This is a genomic window from Cyanobium sp. ATX 6F1 (assembly GCF_024346315.1).
GTDB lineage: Bacteria > Cyanobacteriota > Cyanobacteriia > PCC-6307 > Cyanobiaceae > ATX-6F1.
In genome coordinates, this window is sequence record NZ_JAGQCS010000001.1 from 42,096 (window position 1) to 62,866 (window position 20,771).

Annotated in this window: 18 protein-coding genes; 9 read left to right on the forward strand and 9 right to left on the reverse strand. The window is 68.8% G+C overall.

From position 1 onward, the window contains the following. Positions 1-6: 6 nt before the first annotated feature. On the reverse strand, positions 7-1,185 hold the full coding sequence (locus KBZ13_RS00275; protein ID WP_255004948.1) for a pyridoxal phosphate-dependent aminotransferase: 1,179 nt from the start codon (positions 1,183-1,185) through the stop codon (positions 7-9). A gap of 128 nt (positions 1,186-1,313) precedes the next feature. On the opposite strand from KBZ13_RS00275, the gene KBZ13_RS00280 reads away from it, so the two are divergent. The 3 genes from KBZ13_RS00280 to KBZ13_RS00290 all read left to right on the forward strand — a co-directional run bounded on the left by KBZ13_RS00280 (position 1,314) and on the right by KBZ13_RS00290 (position 4,700). Beyond that, a complete protein-coding gene (locus tag KBZ13_RS00280) occupies positions 1,314-1,928 on the forward strand; it encodes a uracil-DNA glycosylase (RefSeq protein ID WP_255005776.1) in 615 nt (204 codons plus the stop codon). 31 nt (positions 1,929-1,959) lie between these two features. After that, entirely contained in the window at positions 1,960-3,207 is a 1,248-nt protein-coding gene (ispG, locus tag KBZ13_RS00285; protein WP_255004950.1) for a (E)-4-hydroxy-3-methylbut-2-enyl-diphosphate synthase, read from the forward strand. A gap of 125 nt (positions 3,208-3,332) precedes the next feature. Beyond that, on the forward strand, positions 3,333-4,700 hold the full coding sequence (locus KBZ13_RS00290) for a S41 family peptidase (protein ID WP_255004953.1): 1,368 nt from the start codon (positions 3,333-3,335) through the stop codon (positions 4,698-4,700). 65 nt (positions 4,701-4,765) lie between these two features. On the opposite strand, the gene KBZ13_RS00295 is transcribed toward KBZ13_RS00290, so the two are convergent. Beyond that, complete coding sequence (locus tag KBZ13_RS00295; RefSeq protein ID WP_255004955.1) at positions 4,766-4,933, reverse strand: hypothetical protein; 168 nt, start codon at positions 4,931-4,933, stop codon at positions 4,766-4,768. A gap of 119 nt (positions 4,934-5,052) precedes the next feature. Beyond that, a complete protein-coding gene (mfd, locus tag KBZ13_RS00300; protein WP_255004956.1) occupies positions 5,053-8,589 on the reverse strand; it encodes a transcription-repair coupling factor in 3,537 nt (1,178 codons plus the stop codon). Positions 8,590-8,682: 93 nt separating this feature from the next. On the opposite strand from mfd, the gene KBZ13_RS00305 reads away from it, so the two are divergent. Next, positions 8,683-9,507 (forward strand): hypothetical protein, encoded by an 825-nt coding sequence (locus tag KBZ13_RS00305; protein ID WP_255004957.1) that lies wholly within the window; start codon positions 8,683-8,685, stop codon positions 9,505-9,507. A gap of 71 nt (positions 9,508-9,578) precedes the next feature. Beyond that, positions 9,579-11,708, forward strand: a complete 2,130-nt coding sequence (gene glgX, locus KBZ13_RS00310; RefSeq protein WP_255004961.1) for a glycogen debranching protein GlgX — start codon at positions 9,579-9,581, stop codon at positions 11,706-11,708. On the opposite strand, the gene KBZ13_RS00315 is transcribed toward glgX, so the two are convergent. Beyond that, on the reverse strand, positions 11,654-12,253 hold the full coding sequence (locus KBZ13_RS00315) for a histidine phosphatase family protein (RefSeq protein ID WP_255004964.1): 600 nt from the start codon (positions 12,251-12,253) through the stop codon (positions 11,654-11,656). The genes glgX and KBZ13_RS00315 overlap by 55 nt on opposite strands. Positions 12,254-12,379: 126 nt before the next feature. After that, positions 12,380-13,315, reverse strand: a complete 936-nt coding sequence (locus KBZ13_RS00320; protein WP_255004969.1) for a hypothetical protein — start codon at positions 13,313-13,315, stop codon at positions 12,380-12,382. A 65-nt stretch (positions 13,316-13,380) separates the two neighbouring features. On the opposite strand from KBZ13_RS00320, the gene KBZ13_RS00325 reads away from it, so the two are divergent. The 4 genes from KBZ13_RS00325 to KBZ13_RS00340 all read left to right on the forward strand — a co-directional run bounded on the left by KBZ13_RS00325 (position 13,381) and on the right by KBZ13_RS00340 (position 16,379). Beyond that, positions 13,381-14,190 carry a TerC family protein gene (locus KBZ13_RS00325; RefSeq protein ID WP_255005778.1) on the forward strand — a complete coding sequence of 270 codons (810 nt, stop codon included), beginning with the start codon at positions 13,381-13,383 and terminating at the stop codon, positions 14,188-14,190. Next, the gene (locus KBZ13_RS00330) at positions 14,187-14,534 is read left to right on the forward strand and encodes a DUF6464 family protein (RefSeq protein WP_255004971.1); all 348 of its coding nucleotides are present in this window, start codon (positions 14,187-14,189) and stop codon (positions 14,532-14,534) included. Before KBZ13_RS00325 ends, KBZ13_RS00330 begins: the two co-directional genes overlap by 4 nt. A gap of 182 nt (positions 14,535-14,716) precedes the next feature. Next, positions 14,717-15,961 carry a DEAD/DEAH box helicase gene (locus tag KBZ13_RS00335; RefSeq protein ID WP_255005788.1) on the forward strand — a complete coding sequence of 415 codons (1,245 nt, stop codon included), beginning with the start codon at positions 14,717-14,719 and terminating at the stop codon, positions 15,959-15,961. 1 nt (position 15,962) lies between these two features. Further along, positions 15,963-16,379 carry an MAPEG family protein gene (locus KBZ13_RS00340; protein WP_255004972.1) on the forward strand — a complete coding sequence of 139 codons (417 nt, stop codon included), beginning with the start codon at positions 15,963-15,965 and terminating at the stop codon, positions 16,377-16,379. A 20-nt stretch (positions 16,380-16,399) separates the two neighbouring features. On the opposite strand, the gene KBZ13_RS00345 is transcribed toward KBZ13_RS00340, so the two are convergent. The 4 genes from KBZ13_RS00345 to KBZ13_RS00360 are packed head-to-tail and all read right to left on the reverse strand — an operon-like array spanning position 16,400 to position 20,748. Then, a complete protein-coding gene (locus KBZ13_RS00345; protein WP_255005790.1) occupies positions 16,400-16,834 on the reverse strand; it encodes a 23S rRNA (pseudouridine(1915)-N(3))-methyltransferase RlmH in 435 nt (144 codons plus the stop codon). A 6-nt stretch (positions 16,835-16,840) separates the two neighbouring features. After that, positions 16,841-17,905 carry a methionyl-tRNA formyltransferase gene (locus KBZ13_RS00350; protein WP_255004975.1) on the reverse strand — a complete coding sequence of 355 codons (1,065 nt, stop codon included), beginning with the start codon at positions 17,903-17,905 and terminating at the stop codon, positions 16,841-16,843. 11 nt (positions 17,906-17,916) lie between these two features. Continuing rightward, positions 17,917-19,314: a TldD/PmbA family protein gene (locus KBZ13_RS00355; RefSeq protein WP_255004978.1), complete on the reverse strand. Its 1,398-nt coding sequence runs from the start codon at positions 19,312-19,314 to the stop codon at positions 17,917-17,919. Between the two features lie 3 nt (positions 19,315-19,317). After that, positions 19,318-20,748 carry a TldD/PmbA family protein gene (locus KBZ13_RS00360; RefSeq protein WP_409995594.1) on the reverse strand — a complete coding sequence of 477 codons (1,431 nt, stop codon included), beginning with the start codon at positions 20,746-20,748 and terminating at the stop codon, positions 19,318-19,320. Between the last annotated feature and the right edge of the window lie 23 nt (positions 20,749-20,771).

A 20,771-nucleotide genomic window follows, 5' to 3' on the forward strand; every position in this document is an offset into this window, starting at 1 on the left:
GAGAGTTCAGAGGCTGGCCAGGAAACGCTCGAGTCGCTCCAGGCCGTCGGTGATCGTGGCAGGGGAGGCGGCACAGGAGAGGCGGATGCAGCGGTCGTCGCCGAAGGCCACACCCGGCACCACCGCCAGCCCCTCCTGCTCCAGCAGGCGGTTGCAGAAGCTCATCGAATCGAGCCCATAGGCACTCACATCCGGGAAGGCGTAGAAGGCCCCCGAGGGTGGGGTGAGCGTGAGACCGGCGATCGCCTGCAGCCCGGCTGTGAGCAGGGCGCGGCGTTGGTTGAACTGCTCGGCCATGGCCCGCACGCAGTCCCTCGGGCCGCTGATCGCGGCCAGGGCCCCGTACTGGGCAAAGCTGCAGACGTTGCTGGTGCTCTGGCTCTGGAGCGCACTGGCGGCGGCGATCACCGGCAGGGGGCCGGCCAGATAACCGATTCGCCAGCCGGTCATCGCCCAGCCCTTGGCGAGGCCATTGACCACGAACACCCGATCGAGCAGGTCTGGGGCCACAGCCCCGAAGCTGTGGTGCTCCTGGCCAGGGGCCAGCAGGAATTCGTAGATCTCATCGCAGACCACCGCCACCTGGGGATGGCGGCGCAACACCGCAGCGATCGCCTCAAGCTCGGCGCGGCTGAGCACGGCGCCGGTGGGGTTGCCGGGGCTGTTGAGCACCAGCAGCTTGCTGGCGGGGGTGATCGCCGCCTCCAGACGCTCGGCGTCGAAGCGGAACCCCTCGGCGGCGGCACTGGGCAACAGCCGCACCGAGGCACCGGCCAAGCGGGCCATCTCTGGGTAGCTGAGCCAGTAGGGGGAGGGCAGCAGCAGCTCATCTCCGGGTCCGAGCAGCACCTGAAACAGGTTGAACAGGGCCTGCTTCCCACCGTTGGTGACCAGCACCTGGGCGGAGCTGGTGGGAATGCCGTTCTCGCGGCTGAGCTTGACGGCAATCGCTTCGCGCAGTTCCGGCTCACCGGCGGCCGGGCCATAGCGGGTGTGACCGCTCTCCAAGGCCGCCGTAGCGGCCTGACGAATGAAGGCGGGGGTCTCGAAGTCGGGTTCGCCGGCGCTGAGGCTGCAGACGTCCTGCCCCTCGGCCCGCAGTTGCTTGGCGCGGGCGGCGATCGCCAGGGTCAGGGAGGGCTGCAGAGCTTCGGCCCTTGCAGAGAGCCTCAACGGGGGCTGCATCGCAAGCAGCGCTCCGCCGCAGGAACGCCTGAAAGAGGGCCATCCTGCCCCATGGCTCCTGCCGAAACGGGATCGAACCTGCATCTTCGTTGCGTCAGGATGCGGAACGCCCCAGCGCCGCCGGGCCCATGGATCCCGAGCAGCAGCTGCGTGAGGCCTGCCAGGCCTGCGTGCGCTGTCCCTTGGCAGCGGGCCGCCATGGGGCCGTGGTGAGCCGGGGCCCGAGCGGCGCGCGGCTGATGCTGATCGGCGAGGCCCCCGGCGCCGAGGAGGACGCCAGCGGGCGGCCCTTCGTGGGCCGCTCCGGCCGGCTGCTGGACCAGTTGCTGGCCGGCGCCGGCATCAGCAGCGAGCGGGAGGCCTACATCTGCAACGCGATCAAGTGCCGGCCGCCGGGCAACCGAAAGCCCGCGGCGGCCGAGCTGGCGGCCTGCCGGCCCTGGCTGGATCGCCAGCTGGAGCAGGTGAATCCGGCGCTGGTGGTGCTGGCCGGAGCCACGGCCGTGGAGGCACTGCTGGGGGTCCGAGGTGGGCTCTCGCGGATGCGGGGGCAATGGCAGAGCTGGCAAGGGCGCTGGCTGATGCCGGTGTTCCATCCCTCCTACCTGCTGCGCTTCTCCTCCATGGAACCGGGCTCGCCCCGCTGGCACACCGCCGCAGATTTCCTGGAGGTCAGGCGGCGGCTGGATCGCCTCGATGGACCGACCAGCGGCCAGGAGCAGCCGCTGCCGCCCCGTTTGTGACAGGCTTGGTCCACCTCCGGCCCCCCCTGCGATGACCGGCACCCTGGCCCGCCCCGACACCGCTTCCCCCGAGGGCGGAGCCCGGGACTGGGCCAATGATCCCCGCTACGCCACGGTGATCACCCGCCGCAAGACCCGCAGCGTGCGGGTGGGCGACATCTGGGTCGGCAGCGAGCACCCGGTGGTGGTGCAGTCGATGATCAATGAGGACACCCTCGACATCGAAGGGGCCACCGCCGGCATTCGTCGCCTGCACGAGGCGGGCTGCGAGATCGTGCGGCTCACGGTGCCGAGCCTCGGCCATGCCCGGGCCGTGGGGGAGATCCGCAGGCGCCTCGAAGACAGCTACCGCCCCGTGCCCCTGGTGGCCGATGTGCACCACAACGGCATGAAGATCGCCCTGGAGGTGGCCCAGCATGTCGACAAGGTGCGCATCAACCCTGGCCTCTATGTGTTCGACAAACCCGACCCCAACCGCACCGAGTTCACACCCGAGGAGGTGGCGGCGATCGGTGAACGGATCCAGTCCACGCTCGAGCCGCTGGTGAGCCTGCTCAAGGAGCAGGACAAGGGCCTGCGCATCGGCGTCAACCACGGATCGCTGGCCGAACGCATGCTGTTCACCTACGGCGACACCCCCCTGGGGATGGTGGAGAGCGCCATGGAGTTCATTCACATCTGCGATCGCCTCGACTTCCACAACATCGTGGTTTCGATGAAGGCCTCGCGGGCGCCGGTGATGCTGGCCGCCTACCGGATGATGGCCGACCGCATGGATAGCGAAGGCTTCCACTACCCGCTGCACCTGGGCGTCACCGAAGCCGGCGACGGCGACTACGGCCGCATCAAGAGCACCGCCGGCATCGCCACCCTGCTGGCCGAGGGCCTCGGCGACACGATCCGGGTGTCGCTCACCGAGGCACCCGAGAAGGAGATCCCGGTCTGCTACTCGATCCTGCAGGCCCTGGGCCTGCGCAAAACGATGGTCGAATACGTGGCCTGCCCCAGCTGCGGCCGCACCCTGTTCAACCTGGAGGAGGTGCTGCATGTGGTGCGCAACGCCACCGCCCACCTCACCGGCCTGGACATCGCCGTGATGGGCTGCATCGTCAACGGCCCCGGCGAGATGGCCGATGCCGACTACGGCTACGTCGGCAAGACCCCCGGCACCATCTCCCTCTACCGCGGCCGTGAGGAGATTCGCCGGGTGCCGGAAGCCGAAGGGGTGGAGGCCCTGATCGCCCTGATCAAGGAAGACGGCCGCTGGGTCGATCCCTGACCTGAACCGGGCCCATCGCAGCCCGAATCACGACCAGAAGGTTTCCTCGGTCACATTCGGTCGGGGAGTCCGCACCGAATTTCGGCTCCCCCACCTCGGCGGCCCCCGCTGCGGGGACTAGCTTGATGGCACTCTCAAGGCTCCGGAGCCTGCTCACGATGGTCAAAGGTCGCACCACCCTGATCGTGCTGGCCGGAGTGGGCACCTTTGCCGCCACCGCCCTGGTGGGAGGCCGCAGCTTCGTGCCACCCAGTCTGGCCAGCCTGATCAATGACAGCCCCAAGGAGGTGATGGACCAGGCGTGGCAGATCGTCTTCCGCGACTATCTCGACACCACCGGTAAATACACCCCCGAGCAATGGCGCAAACTACGCCAGGAGATTCTCGCCAAGAGTTACGGCAGCACCAAGGAAAGCTACGAGGCGATCCGGGGCATGCTTCAGACCCTCGATGACCCTTACACCCGCTTTTTGGATCCGCGGGAGTTCAAGGAGATGCAGATCGACACCTCCGGCGAGCTCTCCGGGGTGGGCATCCAGCTGAGCCTCGACAAGGACACTAAGGAACTGGTGGTGGTCTCTCCGATCGATGGGTCCCCGGCCTCGCGGGCCGGCGTGCAGCCCAAGGACGTGATCGTCTCGATCGACGGCAAGAGCACCAAGGGCATGACCACCGAGGACGCGGTCAAGCTGATCCGTGGCCAGGCCGGCACCAAGGTGGTGATCCAGCTGCGTCGCAAGGGGCAGTTGCTCGACACACCACTGATGCGCGAGCGCATCGAACTGCACGCGGTGGAGCATCAGATCAACACCGCCCCCGATGGCTCCAAGGTGGGCTACATCCGCCTCAAGCAGTTCAACGCCAACGCCGCCAAGGACATGGCCGCGGCGGTGAAGGATCTGGAGACCAAGAACGTCCAGGGCTACGTGCTCGATCTGCGCAGCAACCCCGGCGGGCTGCTGATGGCCAGCATCGCCATCGCCCGTCAGTGGCTCGATGAAGGAATCATCGTCTCCACCAAGACCCGTGACGGCATCCAGGACATCAAGCGCGCCAACGGTCGCGCCCTCACCAAGCGTCCCCTGGTGATCCTGGTCAACGAGGGCTCCGCCAGCGCCAGCGAGATCCTCTCGGGTGCCCTGCAGGACAACAAACGCGCCGTGCTGGTGGGCCAGAAGACCTTTGGCAAGGGGCTGGTGCAGTCGGTGCGGGGGCTCTCCGATGGCTCCGGCATGACCGTCACCATCGCCAAGTACCTCACCCCCAGCGGCCGCGACATCCACCACCACGGCATCGCCCCGGATGTGTCCGCCAAGCTCAGCGACCTTGACGCCCAGAAGCTCAAGTTCGAAGACATCGGCACCCGCAAGGACAGCCAGTACCGGGCGGCAGAGACCACCCTGCTCAAGAAGGTGCAGGCCGCCGGTGGCAATGCCAAAAGGGTCTACAACCCCACCAGTGCGAACCTGCCGGAGGCCCTAGGCACCAAATAGGTCAGGGGATCAAAGGCATCTCTGCGGGGCCAGCCGACCGCTGGACGTCGGCGAGGCCCTGCGCCTCAGGCCACCGGCTGCATCAGGCCGCCGCCGGGAGTGGAGTCGTCGTCGTCGTTTTCGCTGGAGTTCTGGAACAGGGCGAACAGGCCCAGGGCCGCCACGCTCACCAGGGCGGACACCAGGCTGAAGCCGCTGGTCACAGCACTGGATCCCTGCAGCAACTCACCCATGGAAAACTCCTGTTAACGAATGACCTGAATTGTAACGCCATATTGCGCCAAATGAGGATGGGGCGCTCCCCCAGCTCCAGCCTCCCCCAGCAGCCCGTCTGCTCAAACAGCTGATCTGCTCAAACAGCCAGCACCTCGGCATTCTTGGCCTTGAGAGCCTCCGCCCGCTGGGCTTCGCTCAAGCCATCGGCCCCAGGGATCTGCTCCGCCATCGCCTGCAGCCACTCCATCAAGGTGTCGAGCTGCTTCTCGAAAGGGAGCACGCTCAGCCCCCGGGCCAGCACCTTGGCGGTGCTGCCGGAGCCCCCCTGATACACCAAGCGCCCATGCAGGTGCTGGGGCAGGCCCTGGCGCAGCAGCCGGAAGGCGGGCTCCTCCATCGGCGTTTCGAGCACCAAATTGGGTTGTTCGGCCCTGAGGCGCGAAAAGCCGCAGCGCTTGGCCAGCAGCTTGAGCTCCATCAGCTGCAGCAGCGCCTGCACCGGGGACGGCAGGGCGCCATAACGGTCGATCCAGGCGGCCGCCAGCTCCAGCAGTTCGCCTTTGCTGCTGCAACCCGCCACCGAGCGGTAGGCGGCCATCTTCTCGTCGCCTTCGCTGATCCAATCGGCGGGAATGAAGGCCGTGATCGGCAGATCGATCTGGGTGTCATCCACCACAGGGATGTCCTGGCCCTGGATCTCGGCCAGCGATTCCTGCAGCATCTCCATGTAGAGGTCGAAGCCGATCACCTCCATCTGGCCGCTCTGCTCCACCCCGAGCAGATTGCCGACGCCGCGGATCTCCATGTCACGCATGGCCAGCTGGTAGCCGGAGCCCAGCTGGGCGAATTCCTGGATCGCCCGCAGGCGCTGGCGCGCCGCCTCGGAAAGCGAGGCGTCACCGGGATAGAACAGCCAGGCATGGGCCTGGATGCCGCTGCGGCCCACGCGGCCGCGCAACTGATAGAGCTGGGCGAGGCCGAATTTGTGGGCGTCCTCCACCAGGATCGTGTTCACCCGGGGAATATCCAGGCCGCTCTCGATGATCGTGGTGCAGAGCATCACATCGGCCTCACCGGCGTTGAACGCCACCATGGCGCTCTCCAGCTCGCCCTCGGGCATCTGGCCATGGGCCACCTGCAGCTTCAACCCCGGCAGCATCTCCCGCAACTGGCCCGCCACGTCCTCGATCCCCTCCACCCGCGGCACCACATAGAACACCTGGCCGCCGCGGTCGAGCTCCTGGCGGATGGCGCTGCGCACCGCCTCGCCATCAAGGGCGGCCAGGTGGGTCTTGATCGGACGCCGCAGGGGCGGCGGGGTGGTGATCAGGCTCATCTCACGCACCCCGGAAAGGCTCATGTAGAGGGTGCGGGGGATCGGCGTGGCGCTGAGCGTGAGCACGTCCACGTCTTTTCGCAGCGCCTTGATCTTTTCCTTCTGGTTCACCCCGAAGCGCTGCTCCTCATCCACCACCAGAAGCCCCAGCTGCTGGAAGTTGGTGCCCTTGCCCAGCAGCTGGTGGGTGCCGACCACCACATCAATGGTGCCGGCGGCGAGGCCCTCGAGGATCGTCCTGCGCTCGGCGGCGGTGCGGAAGCGGTTGAGCAGCGCCACCTTGAGCGGGTAGGGGGCGAAGCGCTCTGAAAGGGTGCGCCAGTGCTGCTGGGCCAGAACGGTGGTGGGGGCGAGCAGGGCGCACTGCTTGCCGGCGGTGACGGCCTTGAAGATCGAGCGGATCGCCACCTCGGTCTTGCCGAAGCCCACATCACCGCAGACGAGCCGGTCCATCGGTTGGGCGGCCTCCATGTCGCGTTTCACCTCGACGATCGCCTTGAGCTGGTCGGGGGTGGGCTCATAGGGGAAGGAGTCTTCGAGCTCCAGCTGCCAGGGGCCATCGGGGGGGAAGGCGAAGCCCGGCGCCTGGTGGCGCTCGGCGTAGAGCTTGACCAGATCGAGGGCCACCTTGCGCACGGCCTTGAGGGCGCGCTCCTTGGCCTTGGCCCAGGCCACCCCGCCCATGCGGTTGAGCTCCGGCGGGGCGTCGGTGCTGGCGCGGTAGCGGCCGAGGCTGCCCAGCTGGTCGGCGGCCACCCGCAGGGTGCCGTCGGCGTACTGCACCACCAGATAGTCGCGGGACTCGCCGCTGAGGGCGAGTTTTTCCAGCTTCAGGAAGCGGCCGATGCCGTGGTTGCGGTGCACCACGAAATCGCCCGGCACCATCTTGAGCGGGTCCACCGTGCGGCTGGCCGCCTTGCGCCGCCGGCGCACGTAGCCACTGGCCGCCAGGGAGTGCTGACCAAAGAACTCCCGGTCGCTGAGCAGAACCAGCTTCCAGGCCGGCAATTGCAGCCCTTCGAGCTCGGCGGTGCCCTTGAGCTTGAGCGCCACGGGGGTGCCCTGCTCCACCAGCCGATCGATCGCCGGCCAGTCGGCGGCATTGGGCACGAAGCGGGCGATGCAGTCGTGCTCCTCCAGCAGGGCCACGGCGCGGGAGGGCTGGGCCGAGAGCAGCCACACCCGCGCCTTCTCGATTTGGTAGCCCTTCACCAGGGCCGCCAGGCGGCCGAACTGGTTGGGGTGGGCGGGCACCGGCCGGCTGGCCAGATCAAAGGCATTGGGGTGGCCGTCGGTTTCGGCCAGCTCCGAGAGATCAAAGCCCGCGAAGGCCGCCGCCGCCCCTAGGGCCTCGGCCGGCGGCCAATGCAAGGGCGGAAGCTGAGGGAACTCCCCGTGATGCGAAGCGGCGTGATCGAACCACTGCTGGCCGTGGGCCAGGCACTGGCGCCGCTCATCGACGGCCACCAGGGTGGCTTCGCTCAGGTAATCGAGCAGCGAGGCGGGCCGTCCCCAGGCCAGCCCCATCAGCCGGCGCATCCCCTCGGGGGTGCCCCCCTCCAGCAACTGCTCCAGCGCTTCGGGGCTGAGCAGGGCTTCGAGCCCCTCGGGCATGGCCTCGCGCAGGGCCTCCGCCACCAGGGGCCCGTAGCCCGTGGGGGTGAGCCGCACCACCTCGATTGGATCGAGGGAGCGCTGGCTGGCGGGATCGAACTCCCGCAGCTTCTCGAGTTCCTCGCCAAAGAATTCCAGCCGCACCGGCAGCTCGGCGCTGACCGGAAACAGGTCGACGATGTCGCCGCGACGGCTCCAGGTGCCCTCCTGCTCGATCGTGGGCACCCGCTCGTAGCCCAGCCGCGCCAGGGTCTCCGCCAGCTCCTCCAGATCGACCGTGGCCCCCTTGGCCAGGGTCAGGCACTGGGACGCCAGCGCCTGCGGCGGCGGCAGATGGGGCTGCAGGGCGCGCTCGGTGGCGACGATCGCGCCCTGCCAGGGGTTGGGGCCCACCAGCTCCGCCAGCACCTGCAGCTGCCCCCAGGTGATCTCGCTGGTGGGATCAAAGGGCTCGTAGGGCGAACCTTCGCTGGTGGGATAGAGCTGGGCCGTCGGCCAGCCCATCAGCTCCAGCAACGCCGTCCAGCGGCCCGCCTCCTCCAGGGTGGGCACCACCACCAGCAGCGGCGCGCGCCGCTGGCGTGCCAGGGCCGAGCTGACCAGCGCCCGGGCGGCCCGGCCGGCGCCTCGAAGGCTGAGGCGCTCGGGCCGCTCGATGCGGGCCTGCACCTCACCGGTGAGGGGCACCTGCTCCAGCTGGCGCACCAGGGCGGTGAGGGGCATCGGGACAGCGGCGGGATCGAGGGACGATCTTCGCAACCAGACCGCCAGAATGAGGGCCGGCGGACGGGAACCCTTGGATCCGGCCGCACCGCCATGAGCATCGACCGCTGCCCCGCCTGCCGCTCCCAGCCCCTGCGCACCGCCCGCAGCAGCGACGGGACGCGGATCTGCCACCACTGCGGACGACCGCTCCAGACGCAGCGGGCCCCCAGTCCGCTCAAGGCCCTGGTCGCCCTGGCGGTGTTCGCGGCCGTGGGGGCGGCGGCAATCACCGCCTTCTCCAGCACCCAGACCTTCAAGGCCCAGCCCCGGCCCGACGATCGCCCGCTCAAACCCGCCAACGACAGCGCCTTGATGGCCGTCTTGGATCAAGCCGATGAGAGTTGGCGGCCCCGGGCCCAGAGCCTGCCGGGTGGCGGCATCCGATACACCTACAAGCGCCGCCAGGACGACCCGCCGCTGGACATCGAGCAGATCAAGTTGCTGATCCTCTACCCGCCCCGCTTCGATCGCGAACGGGCGGCGATCGCGGCGCAGCTGGGTGAACTGCGCTCCCGGGGGGTGCTGGTGGTCTTCGGTCCGACGCGCAAGGCAGGGGCGGCGGGGGAATGGGAACCACGGGCCGGCATCCTGCGCATCCGCCCCGATGTGCCTGCCAAGGGGAGCTCGGAATTCGCCAAAGTGATCAACCACGAGGCCATCCACGTGGCCCAGAGTTGCCGCAGCGGCAGCCTGCGGGCCATGCCCCAACCCCTCGGGCTGCCCACCGCCTCCACCCCTGCCGTCGAGCGCTTTCTGGCCAGCCCCGTCTATGCCGGCCTGTCGGCCAACCAGCGGCTGCTTGAGCGGGAGGCCTACAGCAACCAGCAGCAGCTGGAGCTGGGGGTGGCGTTGCTGAGGGCGAATTGCCGGAGATGAAGGGGCCTCGCCGCTGCTGGGACAGACGTCATCGCCAGCGGTAGGGTCAAGATTCTGGGTTGTGCTCTGCCATGGGTGGTGCAACAACAAGCCCCAAGCCCGGTGACACGGCCAGGCTCGGGGCCTCGCTCGCCGGGGATGGGGTCAATTTCAACGTCTATTCCAAATACGCCGATCGGATCGAATTGCTGCTGTTTGATCACGAAACGGACGCTGAGCCCTCGCAGATCTTCGAACTCGATCCCGCCCTGCACCGCACCTACCACTACTGGCACTGCCTGGTTCCAGGCATCGGCGAGCGCCAGCTCTACGGCTACCGGGTCCATGGTCCCTGGCAGCCGGAGCGGGGTCTTCGCTTTGATGCTCGCCAGCTGCTGCTTGATCCCTACGGGCTAGCGGTCGCGACACCACCGGGCCACCGGCGAAGCGAGAACGATCCCAGCGGCCATGACCTGGCCGTAGCGATGAAGTCGATCGTGGTCGATCCAGAGCGCTACGACTGGGAGGGTGATCGCCCCCTGCGGCGGCCCCGCAGGGAAACCATCATCTATGAGCTCCATGTGGGCGGCTTCACGCGCCATCCGAGTTCAGGGGTGGCGCCCGAACAAGCCGGCACCTATGCGGGGTTGATCGAAAAGATTCCCTACCTGCGGGATCTGGGCATCACGGCGGTGGAGTTGCTGCCGGTGTTCGCCTTCGATCCCCTCGATGCCCCAGCAGGCCAAACCAATTACTGGGGGTACTCACCCATTTCCTTTTTTGCCCCCCATGCCGCCTACAGCTCCAACCGGGAGGCGCTGGGGCCACTCGATGAATTCCGCGACATGGTGAAGGCCCTGCACCGGGCCGGCATCGAGGTGATCCTCGATGTCGTCTACAACCACAGCGCAGAAGGAGACGCGAGCGGACCCAGCTTCTGCTGGAAGGGGTTCGCCAACGAGGCCTACTACCTGCTGGAGGACCACGACCCGAGTCAGTACTGCAATTTCAGCGGCACCGGCAACACCCTCAACGCCAACCACCCGATCGTGCGGCGGTTGATCCGCCACAGCCTGCGCCATTGGGTGAAAGCCATGCACGTGGATGGCTTTCGCTTCGATCTGGCTTCCGTGCTGGCCCGCGATGAACGTGGTGATCCGATGCCGCTGCCACCGGTGCTCTGGGACATCGAGACCGATCCTGCCCTGGCGGGCACGAAGCTGATTGCCGAGGCCTGGGACGCCGCAGGGCTCTATCAGGTGGGCAGTTTCATCGGCGACAGCTGGCAGGAATGGAACGGGCATTTCCGCGATGACCTGCGCCGCTTCGTCAAAGGTGATGCCGGAATGGCGAAGAAGGCAGCCCTGCGCCTACTGGGCAGCCCGGACATCTATGGCCACGAGGAACGGGAGGCCGAGCAGAGCGTCAATTTCATCACCTGCCATGACGGCTTCACCCTGGCCGATCTGGTGTCGTTCAACGGCAAGCACAACGAGGCCAATGGAGAAGACAACCGCGACGGCACCAATGACAACGCCAGCTGGAACTGTGGGGTGGAAGGCCCCACAGACGATCCCCGGGTGCTGGCCCTGCGCCAGAAGCAGATTCGCAACTTCCTCGCCCTGCTGATGCTCTCCAACGGCACGGCGATGCTGCTGATGGGCGACGAGGTGGGCCGCAGCCAGCAGGGCAACAACAACCCCTACTGCCAGGACAACGAGCTCAGTTGGTTCGACTGGTCGCTGCTGGAGCGCCATGGCGACATCCACCGCTTCGTGAAAGCGTTGATCGCCCATCGAATGCGCCGCGACATCGTGATCGACCAGCGCCATGTCTCCCTTAACGATCTGCTGGCGGAATCCGTGATCGAATTCCACGGTGTGGCGGTCCAGGAACCGGATTGGTCAGAGGCGTCCCGTTCGTTCTCCACAACGATCCACAGCCTCAACAACCGCTTCCGCATCCACCTGATGGTCAATGCCTACTGGGAGGCGCTTCGCTTTGAACTACCCGCCGCGGAGAGCAAAGAGCGCCAGTGGCAGCGCTGGATCGATACCGCCCTGGCTTCACCCGCGGACATCAGCGACTGGAGTTCAGCCCCCGTGGTGACCAGCAGCCATCTGCAGGTGGAGGCCCGCTCGCTGGTGGCCCTGTTCGTGACTCTCGATCAGGCCTCTCCCCCCGGTGCGTTCCAGCCCTTCACCGCCGGGATTCCCCGGTAGTAGGAAAGAACCGAGAGCGTGGAGGTATTGAGCAGGAAGTGGCGGCCATGGCCAGGCGGCAGGCCGATCCAACGGGCCGCGAACACCCGGAGCACATGGCCATGGGCGAACAGGGCCACCCGGCCTTCGGCGTTCCGCACCCTGGCGATCACCCGATCCACCCGTTCACCGACCTGATGAGGGGTTTCACCCCCTGGAGCGCCAGCCTCGAACAGCAGCCAACCGGGATGGCGCTGGTCAATCTCAGCGGATGTGAGGCCCTCGAACGCTCCGTAATTCCACTCGGCGAGATCCTCCTCGATCCGCACCCGATCGCCCAGGCCAGCCAGCTGACAGGTCTGGAGCGCCCGCTGGCGCGGGCTGCACAGAACCATCGCCCACTCCATCGTTGCCAGCACCGGTGCGAGGCGTTGGGCCGCCAGCCGTCCGTTCCCGGTCAAGGGAAGGTCGGTGGTGCTGGTGTGCTGGCCGCTGAGGCTCCAGGCGGTCTCACCGTGGCGGATCAGGACCGCGTCGCCGTCAGAGCCGCCCTCGGCCGTGGTCATGGGTTCCTGGAGGAGTGATCAGGGATCCGTGGGTGCAGCGCCCGGGCGCGGTCGCTGGCATCGGCATCCGGCAGGGGCGCGCAGGTTGCAACAGAAGTCTGACTGGGGTCCAGCGACCAGTCCAGCTCAGCCCAGAGACCCCGCACCCGCCTCCTCCTCCAGCAACAGATTGAAGTGCAGCAACTGCTCATCGCTGAGCTGCTGGCGGCTGCTCAGGGCGAAGTGCCGCTCCAGGAAGGTCCGCCCCTGGGCGGCCTCCCAGTGGAGCTGGCCCAGCAGCAGATCCGACTGCTCCAGCAGGTCCCGGCGCCGCAGGGGGGCCGGCAGTGCGGCGGGATCGGCACCGATCGGTGCGCGTCGCAGCACCCCCAGGTAGGCACCTAGATCGGCATAACGCGTCAGCCGGCCGCGGCTGGGGTGACCGAAGACGCGCTCGAGGTAGGCCGCCTCCTGCTCCCGGCCCCAGCCCAGCCGTTGCAGCTCCAGCTCCACCTGGGCCAGCTCATCGCTCCAGTCTTCGGGGTCGGGGGGCGGCTCCGGCGCGCTGGCTCCAGGCGTTGCGACGGCAACGGCCGCGGATGCAACGGCCGGGCCCGGAACCGCCAGGTCCGCCGGTGGAGCCTGGAGCCGTGGCGGCAGGGGGGAAGCGCTTGGCGCGGCTGACGGCGAGGCTGCCGGCGAGGTGGACGGCAAGCTGGGCGGGCCCGCCGTGGCCCCAGGTCCGCCGTGGGCGGGCGGCGGCGAGGGCAGGCTGGGCTGCCTGATCTGGCCTCGCCCCGATCCGGAGCCCGGCGAGCTCGCCGGGGCCGCCGAAGCCGACGTCGCGGCCGTGATCCTGGTCGCTGGATCTGCGGGAGCCGCAGCTGCGGGCTGAGCTGGGGCCGCTGGCCCCCCCGCCAGAGCCAGGCGTCGCCTGAGCCGCTCAATCGCCCGGTCTTCCGCTTCCTCCGCCGTGGCCGCCTCCCCCAGGGCGCTGCCGAGACACTCCCCCGCCTCCCAGGCACTGGCCCGCACCACCCGCCGGCCGGCTTCGGCATGCACCAGTTGTGTGCGCAACGGCATCACCGGCTCCGGCCCGAAGGAAACGTTTTTCTAGAGTGCCGTCTTTCGGCAGCCGCTGCGACGCGATGGAAGCGGAGTCGATCACCTCGTTATCTCCCCTGATCGACCAGGCGGACCAATGGGGTGAGGTGCTGTTGCTGCTGCCGCTGCTGGTGGCCCTTGAGGTGGTGCTCTCCGCCGACAACGCCATCGCCCTCGCGGCGATCTCGCGCCGGCTCAAGGACCCCCAGCGCCAGGGGCAAGCGCTCAATTTCGGCCTGGCCCTGGCCCTGGTGTTCCGCTTGCTGCTGATCGTGGCCGCCCAGTGGGTGATCGACTACTGGCCCCTGCAGCTGGCTGCCGCCCTTTACCTCTTCTGGCTCGCCGGCACCAGCCTTCTGGCCAGGGACGACGACGGCCCCCCGGAAGCTGGTGAGGCCTCGGAGCAGGCCCCGACAGCGGCTCACGCCCCGTCCGTGACCCTGGGCAGCGTGGTGGCCACCCTGGCGGTGACCGATCTGGCCTTCTCACTGGATTCCGTGGCCGCTGCCGTGGCGGTCAGTGATCGCCTGTGGCTGGTGATGGCCGGAGGGGCCTTCGGTGTGTTGGCCCTGCGGGTGACGGCGGGTCTGTTCGTGCGCTGGTTGGCGATCTTCCAGCGCCTGGAAAAGGCCGGCTACCTGGCGGTGGCTCTGGTGGGCCTGCGGCTGATGCTGCGCCTGATCGCTGAGGACCTGGTGCCGCCGGAATGGGTGCTGCTGCTCACGGTGGCCGCGCTGTTCGCCTGGGGCTTCTCCCGCCGGCTCGAGGAACCGGGCGCGCAACTCCCCCCCGGCCCACTCCCCCCCGGTCCACTGACCCAGGGACCCCAGGCCACGGGCCCTGAACTGCCTTGAGCACCACGCGGGTGGAACTGCGGCAGGCAGGCAGCAACCGCCTGCTCGAATCCGTGGAACTGGAGGAGGTGCCCTATCCGGGCCGCTGGCTTCAGCTGGGGGAACGCAGTTTTCTGGTGCTGCAACGCCAGCACCGCTACCGCCTGCGCCAGGGCCGCTACGAACTGGCCGCCATCGCCCTGGAGGTGAAGGCCCAGCGCCAACCCGACGACGCCCGCTGGTGGAATGGCGGCTGGGTGATCGGCGATCCCCTCTGCCGCTACAACGCCCGCACGCCGCTGCTGCGCTGCGCCGTGCTGCCGGAGGGCCCCTGCGAGCGCTGCACCCACCATCGACCCCGTTAACGACTCCCCCCCTAGGCTTGGCCGACCCTGCGGTACACGCCATTTCCCTCCTGACCCACCCAGCTCCGGGACAGGAGCGCGTTCCCCCCGATCGCCAGGCCAAGCCAGGAGCAACGGCCGGCCCTGAGCTCAGCGTCAGCCCCAGCGGTGATTTCGCCGACCTGGGGCTCTCCAAACCACTGCTGGAGGCCGTGGCCGCCAAGGGCTACAGCCACCCTTCTCCGATCCAGCTGCAGTGCATTCCCGCCGTGCTGGCCGGCCGCGACGTGATGGCGGCGGCCCAGACGGGCACCGGCAAGACCGCCGGCTTCACCCTGCCGATGCTGGAGCGTCTGCGCCACGGTCCACTGGCGCGCCAGAACCAGGTGCGCTCCCTGGTGCTCACCCCCACCCGTGAGCTGGCGGCCCAGGTGGCCGAGAGCGTGGTGGCCTACGGCCGCTACCTCGACCTGCGCGCTGATGTGGTCTTCGGCGGGGTGAAGATCAACCCCCAGATGCAGCGGCTGCGCCGTGGCGCCGACGTGCTGGTGGCCACCCCCGGCCGGCTGATGGACCTCTACCAGCAGAACGCGATCCGTTTCGACCGCCTCGAGATTCTGGTGCTCGATGAAGCCGACCGCATGCTCGACATGGGCTTCATCCGCGACATCCAGAAAATCCTCGCCCTGCTGCCCCCCAAGCGCCAGAACCTGATGTTCTCGGCCACCTTCTCCGGCGAGATCCGCCGGCTGGCCACGGGTCTGCTCCACAACCCGGTGCAGCTCCAGGCCACCCCGGAAAACCAGGCGGCGCCGCTGGTGGAGCAGGTCATGCACCCCTGTGACATGGCCCGCAAGGGCGACCTGCTCAGCCACCTGATCCGCAGCAATGACTGGCGCCAGGTGCTGGTGTTCTCGCGCACCAAGCACGGTGCCAACCGCATGGCCGACCGCCTCGCCAGCGAAGGGATCAACGCCGCCGCCATCCACGGCAACAAGAGCCAGGGGGCACGCACCCGGGCCCTCTCCGGCTTCAAGAGCGGCGAGGTGCGAGTGCTGGTGGCCACGGATCTGGCCGCCCGCGGCATCGACATCCACCAGCTGCCCCACGTGGTCAACCTGGATCTGCCCAACGTGGCCGAGGACTACGTGCACCGCATCGGCCGCACCGGCCGGGCCGGCCAGACGGGCCATGCCCTTTCGCTGGTGGCGGCCGAGGAGCATGAACTGCTGCGGGCGATTGAGCGCGTGATCGGCGCCCCCCTGCCCCGCCAGGAGGTACCGGGCTTTGAACCCAAGATCCACAAGGCACCGCCCCTGGATCTCAGTGGTGGCCGTGGCAAGGGGGGCGGCGGTCGCCGCGGCGGCTCCCAGGGATCCCCGCGGGGCAGCGGTTCGCCCCGCAACGCGGCCCTCTCCCGCGACAGCCGTCCCCGGGGCAGGGGCTGAGATGCCAAGCGACCTGTCGCCCCTGCTCCAGGCCCTCGCCCTGCCAGCCCTGGTCACCCTGCTGGCCCTGGCCGTCTATTTCGTCAGCGCGATGCTGGTGGGGCGGGCCCGGGTGGCCCACCAGGTGAAACCTCCCTCGATCCAGGGCCCTGAGGCGTTCGAGCGCGTGCTGCGGGTGCAGCAGAACACCCTTGAACAACTGGCCTTCTTCCTGCCATCCCTGTGGATGGCGGCCCTGTTCAACAATCCACGCCTGGCGGCGGCCCTCGGCTTTGTGTGGGTGGGCGGCCGCATCGCCTACGCCATCGGTTACACCCGCGCAGCTCAGCAGCGGGCTCCGGGATTCGTGATTGGCGTGTTCACCAGCGTGGTGCTCTACGCCCTAGCCCTCAGCGGCGTGATCGCCCAGCTGAGTTGAGCGGAGGCCCCACAGGCAGCTCAGCCCCGGTGATAGGGGCCCTCCTGAAGGATCGTGCGGGCCCGGTAGAGCTGCTCCAGCAGCAACAGGCGCGCCAGTTCGTGGGGAAAGGTGAGCGCTGAGAGGCTCAGCAACCAGCTGGCACGGGCCTTGAGGGCTGGATCGAGGCCATCGGCGCCACCGATCACGAAGGCCAGCCGCTCGGAGCCGAACCCCTCCAGGCGACGGGCCAGATCCACCGAGCCCAGCCGCTCGCCCTCCTCAGCGAGCGCCACCAGCCGCTCATCGGGCCGCAGGGCCGCCAGGACCGCCTGGGCTTCGCTGGCGGGGTTGGAGTCCTTGAGCTCCAGCACCTGCAACCCCGGCAGCCGCTTGAGGTAAAGGGCCGCCCCCTCACTCACCCAGCGTTTGCGCAACTTGCCAACGGCGATCAGGCGCAACCGGGCGGGGTTCAGCACCGATCAGTTCTGGGCGCGCTCGACCAGCGGCTCGCCCAACCGCTCCCCCACCTCGGCCCCCAGTTGCTGCAGCAGCGCCTGGCCGGCCGCGGCCCGCTTGCCCTCCAGCTGGGAGGCGCGGAGCAGCAGTGGGCAGCCGCCGGTGGCGACCACGAGCCCCGTGGCCTCCACCCGCTCCAGCACCGTGCCCGGGGCGGCGGCTCCCCCCACGGGATCGGCGCCCGAAGGCGGCGCCCAACGCTCCGCCAGGGCGGCGCCCTCAGCGCTGAGCTGGGGCGCCAGGCGCCGCACCAGGGGCTCGCTGGCCAGCAGCTTGAGGCGCAGACCCCGCCAGCTGGTGTGGGCCGCGGGGTAGAGCGCCATCACCCGGCGGTGCAGGGCCAGGGCCGAAGCGCTCCAGTCGAGGCTGAAATCGGCCTTGGTCAGCATCCGGGCGTAGCTCAGGCCGGCTTCGCCCTGGGGCCGCACCCCCAGCCGCCCCCAGCGCTCAGCCTGGGGACCGGGGCCGGCCGCCTCAATGCGTGGCAGGGCCGCAACGAACAGCTCCGCCGTGAGCTGGCTAAGCCGCTCCCCCAGTTGCTGGGCATTCTCCAGCAGGCCGATCGGGATCGCTCGCTCGAGCAGCACCGGCCCGGTGTCGAGGCCCTCCTCCATGGCCATGATCCCCACCCCGGTGACGGCATCGCCCTCCAGCAGACTCCATTGGATCGGGCCGGCACCGCGCCAGCGGGGCAGCAGCGAGCCATGGCCGTTCCAGCAGCCCAGGGGCGGCTGGGCCAGCACCTCGGGGGGGAGGATCTGGCCGAAGGCCACCACCACCGACAGCTCAGCGCCGAGGGCGGCCAGGGCTTGCTGGGTGGCGGGCTCCCTGCGGATCCGCTCGGGCGTGAACACCGACAGGCCCAGTTCCAGGGCCCGGGCCTTCACGGGCGAAGGCACCAGCTCCTTGCCCCGACCCCGGCGCCGATCCGGCTGACTCACCACCCCCACCAGCTCGTGGCCCGCCGCCACCAGTGCCTCAAGGGTGGGCACCGCGTAGGCGGGGGTGCCCCAGAACAGAACGTTCAAGGCCGGACGCCTCAGGCGTCGCCGGTGATCGAGAGCCCTTCCACCCACACATGGGGGCAGAGGCCATCGGGGGTGATCTTGGCTGCGCCTTCAAAACCCACGATGCCGTTGAGCACCGAGCGGATGTCACCGGCGACGGTGGCCGCCTCGATCGAGCGGGCTTCACCGCCTTTGACCAGCCAGCCGTCGAAGGGCAGGGAAAAGGAGCCCTGACTGGCCTTGACGCCCGCATGCAGGGCCGAGAGCGAATCGATCCAGACGATCCCATCGGCGCTGTGGCGATCGAGCCCCTGCTGCCCGCCCTGGGCACCCACTTCGAACCAGTCGGGTCCGACCGACACCTTCGCCCCCAGACCCGCATGGCCCGTGGGCGCCACGCCGAAGGCCCGGGCGGTGGCCTCGGAATGCAGGAAGTTGGAGAGCACCCCGTTCTCCACCAGCGCCAGACGACGGGTGGGGGTGCCTTCGCCATCAAAGGCGCTGGCGCCAACGTTGCCGGGATGGAGGCCGTTGTCATGGAGCTGAAAGAAGGGCACCGCCAGGGGCTGCCCCAAGGAGTCCCGTTTGCTCAGGCTCACCCCGTCGAGCACGGCGCGGGCATTGAACAGGCTGCTGAAGGCTCCGATCAGGTCAAGGAAGGCCTCGGGGCTGAAACAGCAGGTGTAGTAGCCGGTCTCGATCGGGGCGTAGTCGAGGTGGCGGATGGTGCGCTCGGCCGCTTCGTCGATGCAGCCGGCGACGTCGAGGGAATCAGCGCCGTAGGCCAGGCGCACGGCTCCGCTGCTGCGCGGTTTGCGGCCCGTCTCCTCGGCGCGGGCATAGAGATAGACACTGGCGGTGGTGAGCCGCTGGTGGCGGCTGGCCCCCTCACTGTTGAGGTACAGGCGTTCGCTGCTGCGTTCCGCCAGGCCGTTGTAGGGAACGGTGGTGATGGCGGCGTGGCGTCCGAGCAGGTCACGCTCGGCCTCCTTGAGGGTGCCCAGCAATTGCAGGATCCCCTGGGGTGCGTGCAGCGGTTGCTCCAGCGGGGGCAGGGGCGCCGTGGCCAGGGGCGAGAAGGCGGGGGTGTCCTCGGGGTTACCGAAGGCGCTGGCCTCGCCGGCGCTGGCCAGGGCCCGGGCCAGGCCGCTGTCGGTCAGATCGGAGGTGCTGGTGATCCCCACCAGCCCATCACCGTTCCAGACCCGCACGGTGATCGAGCTGCGCTGGGCCCCCTTGAGCTGCTTGGCCTCGCCCCGGTCCACCTGCACCGAGGTGTCGGTGCTGCAGGCGGCCCCGAGGTCCCAGCGGGAAATCGAGAGCTCCCGAGCCAGATCCTCAAGGCGCCCCCGCAGACGGTCGGAGTCGATGCTGCTGCTGGTGATGGATGGGGCGCCGATGGAGCTGGCCTCACTTGACTCAACGGCCATGACTCAACGGCCCCCCACGGTGATCGAATCCACCTTGATGTGGGGCTGGCCGACGGTGACATAGATGCTGCCGCTCACCGAGCCGCAGTAGCCCGCCGCCAGTTCCAGATCATCGGCGCACATCGAGATCTTCGGCATCACCTCCTTGGCCTCGCCGATCAGGGTGGCCCCCTTCACGGGTTTGGTGAGCTGGCCGTTCTCGATCAGGTAACCCTCCTCGACGGAAAAGTTGAACTGGCCGGTGGGCCCGACGCTGCCGCCGCCCATGGTCTTGCAGTAAAGGCCCCGATCCACCGAGGCGATCAACTGCTCGGGGGTGTGGGGGCCGGCGGCGATGAAGGTGTTGCGCATGCGGCTGGCGGCAGCGAAGGCGTGGCCCTGCCGGCGGCCGCTGCCCGTGCGGGCATGGCCCGTGCGCCGCTCCCCGGCCCGGTCGGAGAGGAACCGCTGGAGCACCCCGTTTTCGATCAGCACCGTGCGCTGGGGCTCCATGCCCTCGTCGTCCATGGACAGGCTGCCGAAGGCGCCATCACTGAGGCCCTCATCGATCGCCGTGACCGCCGGATGGGCGATCACATCCCCAACCCGTTCAGCGAAGGGGGTGGTGCCGCGTTCCACCTGGGTGGTTTCCAGCAGGTGCCCGCAGGCCTCGTGGAAGATCACGCCGCCGAAACGGTTGGCCAGCACCACCGGCCACTGGCCGGCCTCCACGTAGTCGGCGTAGAGCATCGTTCCGGTGCTGGCGCAGAGGTCGCGGGCGGCCGCCTCGGCATCCCACTCGCGCAGATCATCGGGTCGACCGGAGGTGCCGTAGCGGCGCCCCAGGCTCGCCCGGTGATCGCCATCGGCCGCCAGCACGTTCAGCCCCACCGACTGATGCAGGCGGATGTCGCGGGCGAAGGTGCCATCGCTGGCGGCCACCAGCACCTCCTGCCAGTCGCGGGAATAGCTGCCGCGGCGCACCTGCAGGTGCTGGCCGAGGCGATCGAGCTGGGCCGTGCCCTCCAGCAGCCGGTCGGTGGCCTCCCCCAGGGCCGGGCAACGGCCAAGCCATTCGGACTTCAGGAGCCCGAAATCGCGCAGGGCCGGCAGACCCTCGAAAACGCTGCGGGCCTGGGCTGAGCGCTCCAGCCCGAGCATTCCCAGGGCTTGATCGAGGGCCGTGAGCAGGCCCGCTTCGCTCAGGTCATTGGTGCTGACGAAACCATCGCGCTCCCCGAGGAACACCCGCAGCCCGGCGCCCCGGCCCAGGCCGGGGCTGACACTGGTGATGCGGTCCTGCTCCGCCAGCACACCGACCACATCGGTGCGTTCCAGGAACACCTCCACCAGATCAGCCCCAGCCCCGCAGCCGGCGGCCAGGAGGGCTTCCAACTGCGGCTGCCACAGCTGGTCAAAGGGTTCAACCGCCCTTACGGCGACAGGGGAAGACAGCAATGGCGGGCTCGTAGGGGTGG

Bases quoted from the DNA above. Each gene is read 5' to 3' on its own strand.
- KBZ13_RS00305 (WP_255004957.1), top strand. From the start codon at position 8,683: ATGAGCATCGACCGCTGCCCCGCCTGCCGCTCCCAGCCCCTGCGCACC.
- KBZ13_RS00275 (WP_255004948.1), bottom strand. From the start codon at position 1,185: ATGCAGCCCCCGTTGAGGCTCTCTGCAAGGGCCGAAGCTCTGCAGCCC.
- mfd (WP_255004956.1), bottom strand. From the start codon at position 8,589: ATGCCCCTCACCGCCCTGGTGCGCCAGCTGGAGCAGGTGCCCCTCACC.
- KBZ13_RS00355 (WP_255004978.1), bottom strand. From the start codon at position 19,314: ATGGCCGTTGAGTCAAGTGAGGCCAGCTCCATCGGCGCCCCATCCATC.
- KBZ13_RS00325 (WP_255005778.1), top strand. From the start codon at position 13,381: ATGGAAGCGGAGTCGATCACCTCGTTATCTCCCCTGATCGACCAGGCG.
- KBZ13_RS00340 (WP_255004972.1), top strand. From the start codon at position 15,963: ATGCCAAGCGACCTGTCGCCCCTGCTCCAGGCCCTCGCCCTGCCAGCC.
- KBZ13_RS00315 (WP_255004964.1), bottom strand. From the start codon at position 12,253: ATGACCACGGCCGAGGGCGGCTCTGACGGCGACGCGGTCCTGATCCGC.
- glgX (WP_255004961.1), top strand. From the start codon at position 9,579: ATGGGTGGTGCAACAACAAGCCCCAAGCCCGGTGACACGGCCAGGCTC.
- KBZ13_RS00280 (WP_255005776.1), top strand. From the start codon at position 1,314: ATGGATCCCGAGCAGCAGCTGCGTGAGGCCTGCCAGGCCTGCGTGCGC.
- KBZ13_RS00295 (WP_255004955.1), bottom strand. From the start codon at position 4,933: ATGGGTGAGTTGCTGCAGGGATCCAGTGCTGTGACCAGCGGCTTCAGC.
- KBZ13_RS00290 (WP_255004953.1), top strand. From the start codon at position 3,333: ATGGCACTCTCAAGGCTCCGGAGCCTGCTCACGATGGTCAAAGGTCGC.
- ispG (WP_255004950.1), top strand. From the start codon at position 1,960: ATGACCGGCACCCTGGCCCGCCCCGACACCGCTTCCCCCGAGGGCGGA.
- KBZ13_RS00320 (WP_255004969.1), bottom strand. From the start codon at position 13,315: ATGCCGTTGCGCACACAACTGGTGCATGCCGAAGCCGGCCGGCGGGTG.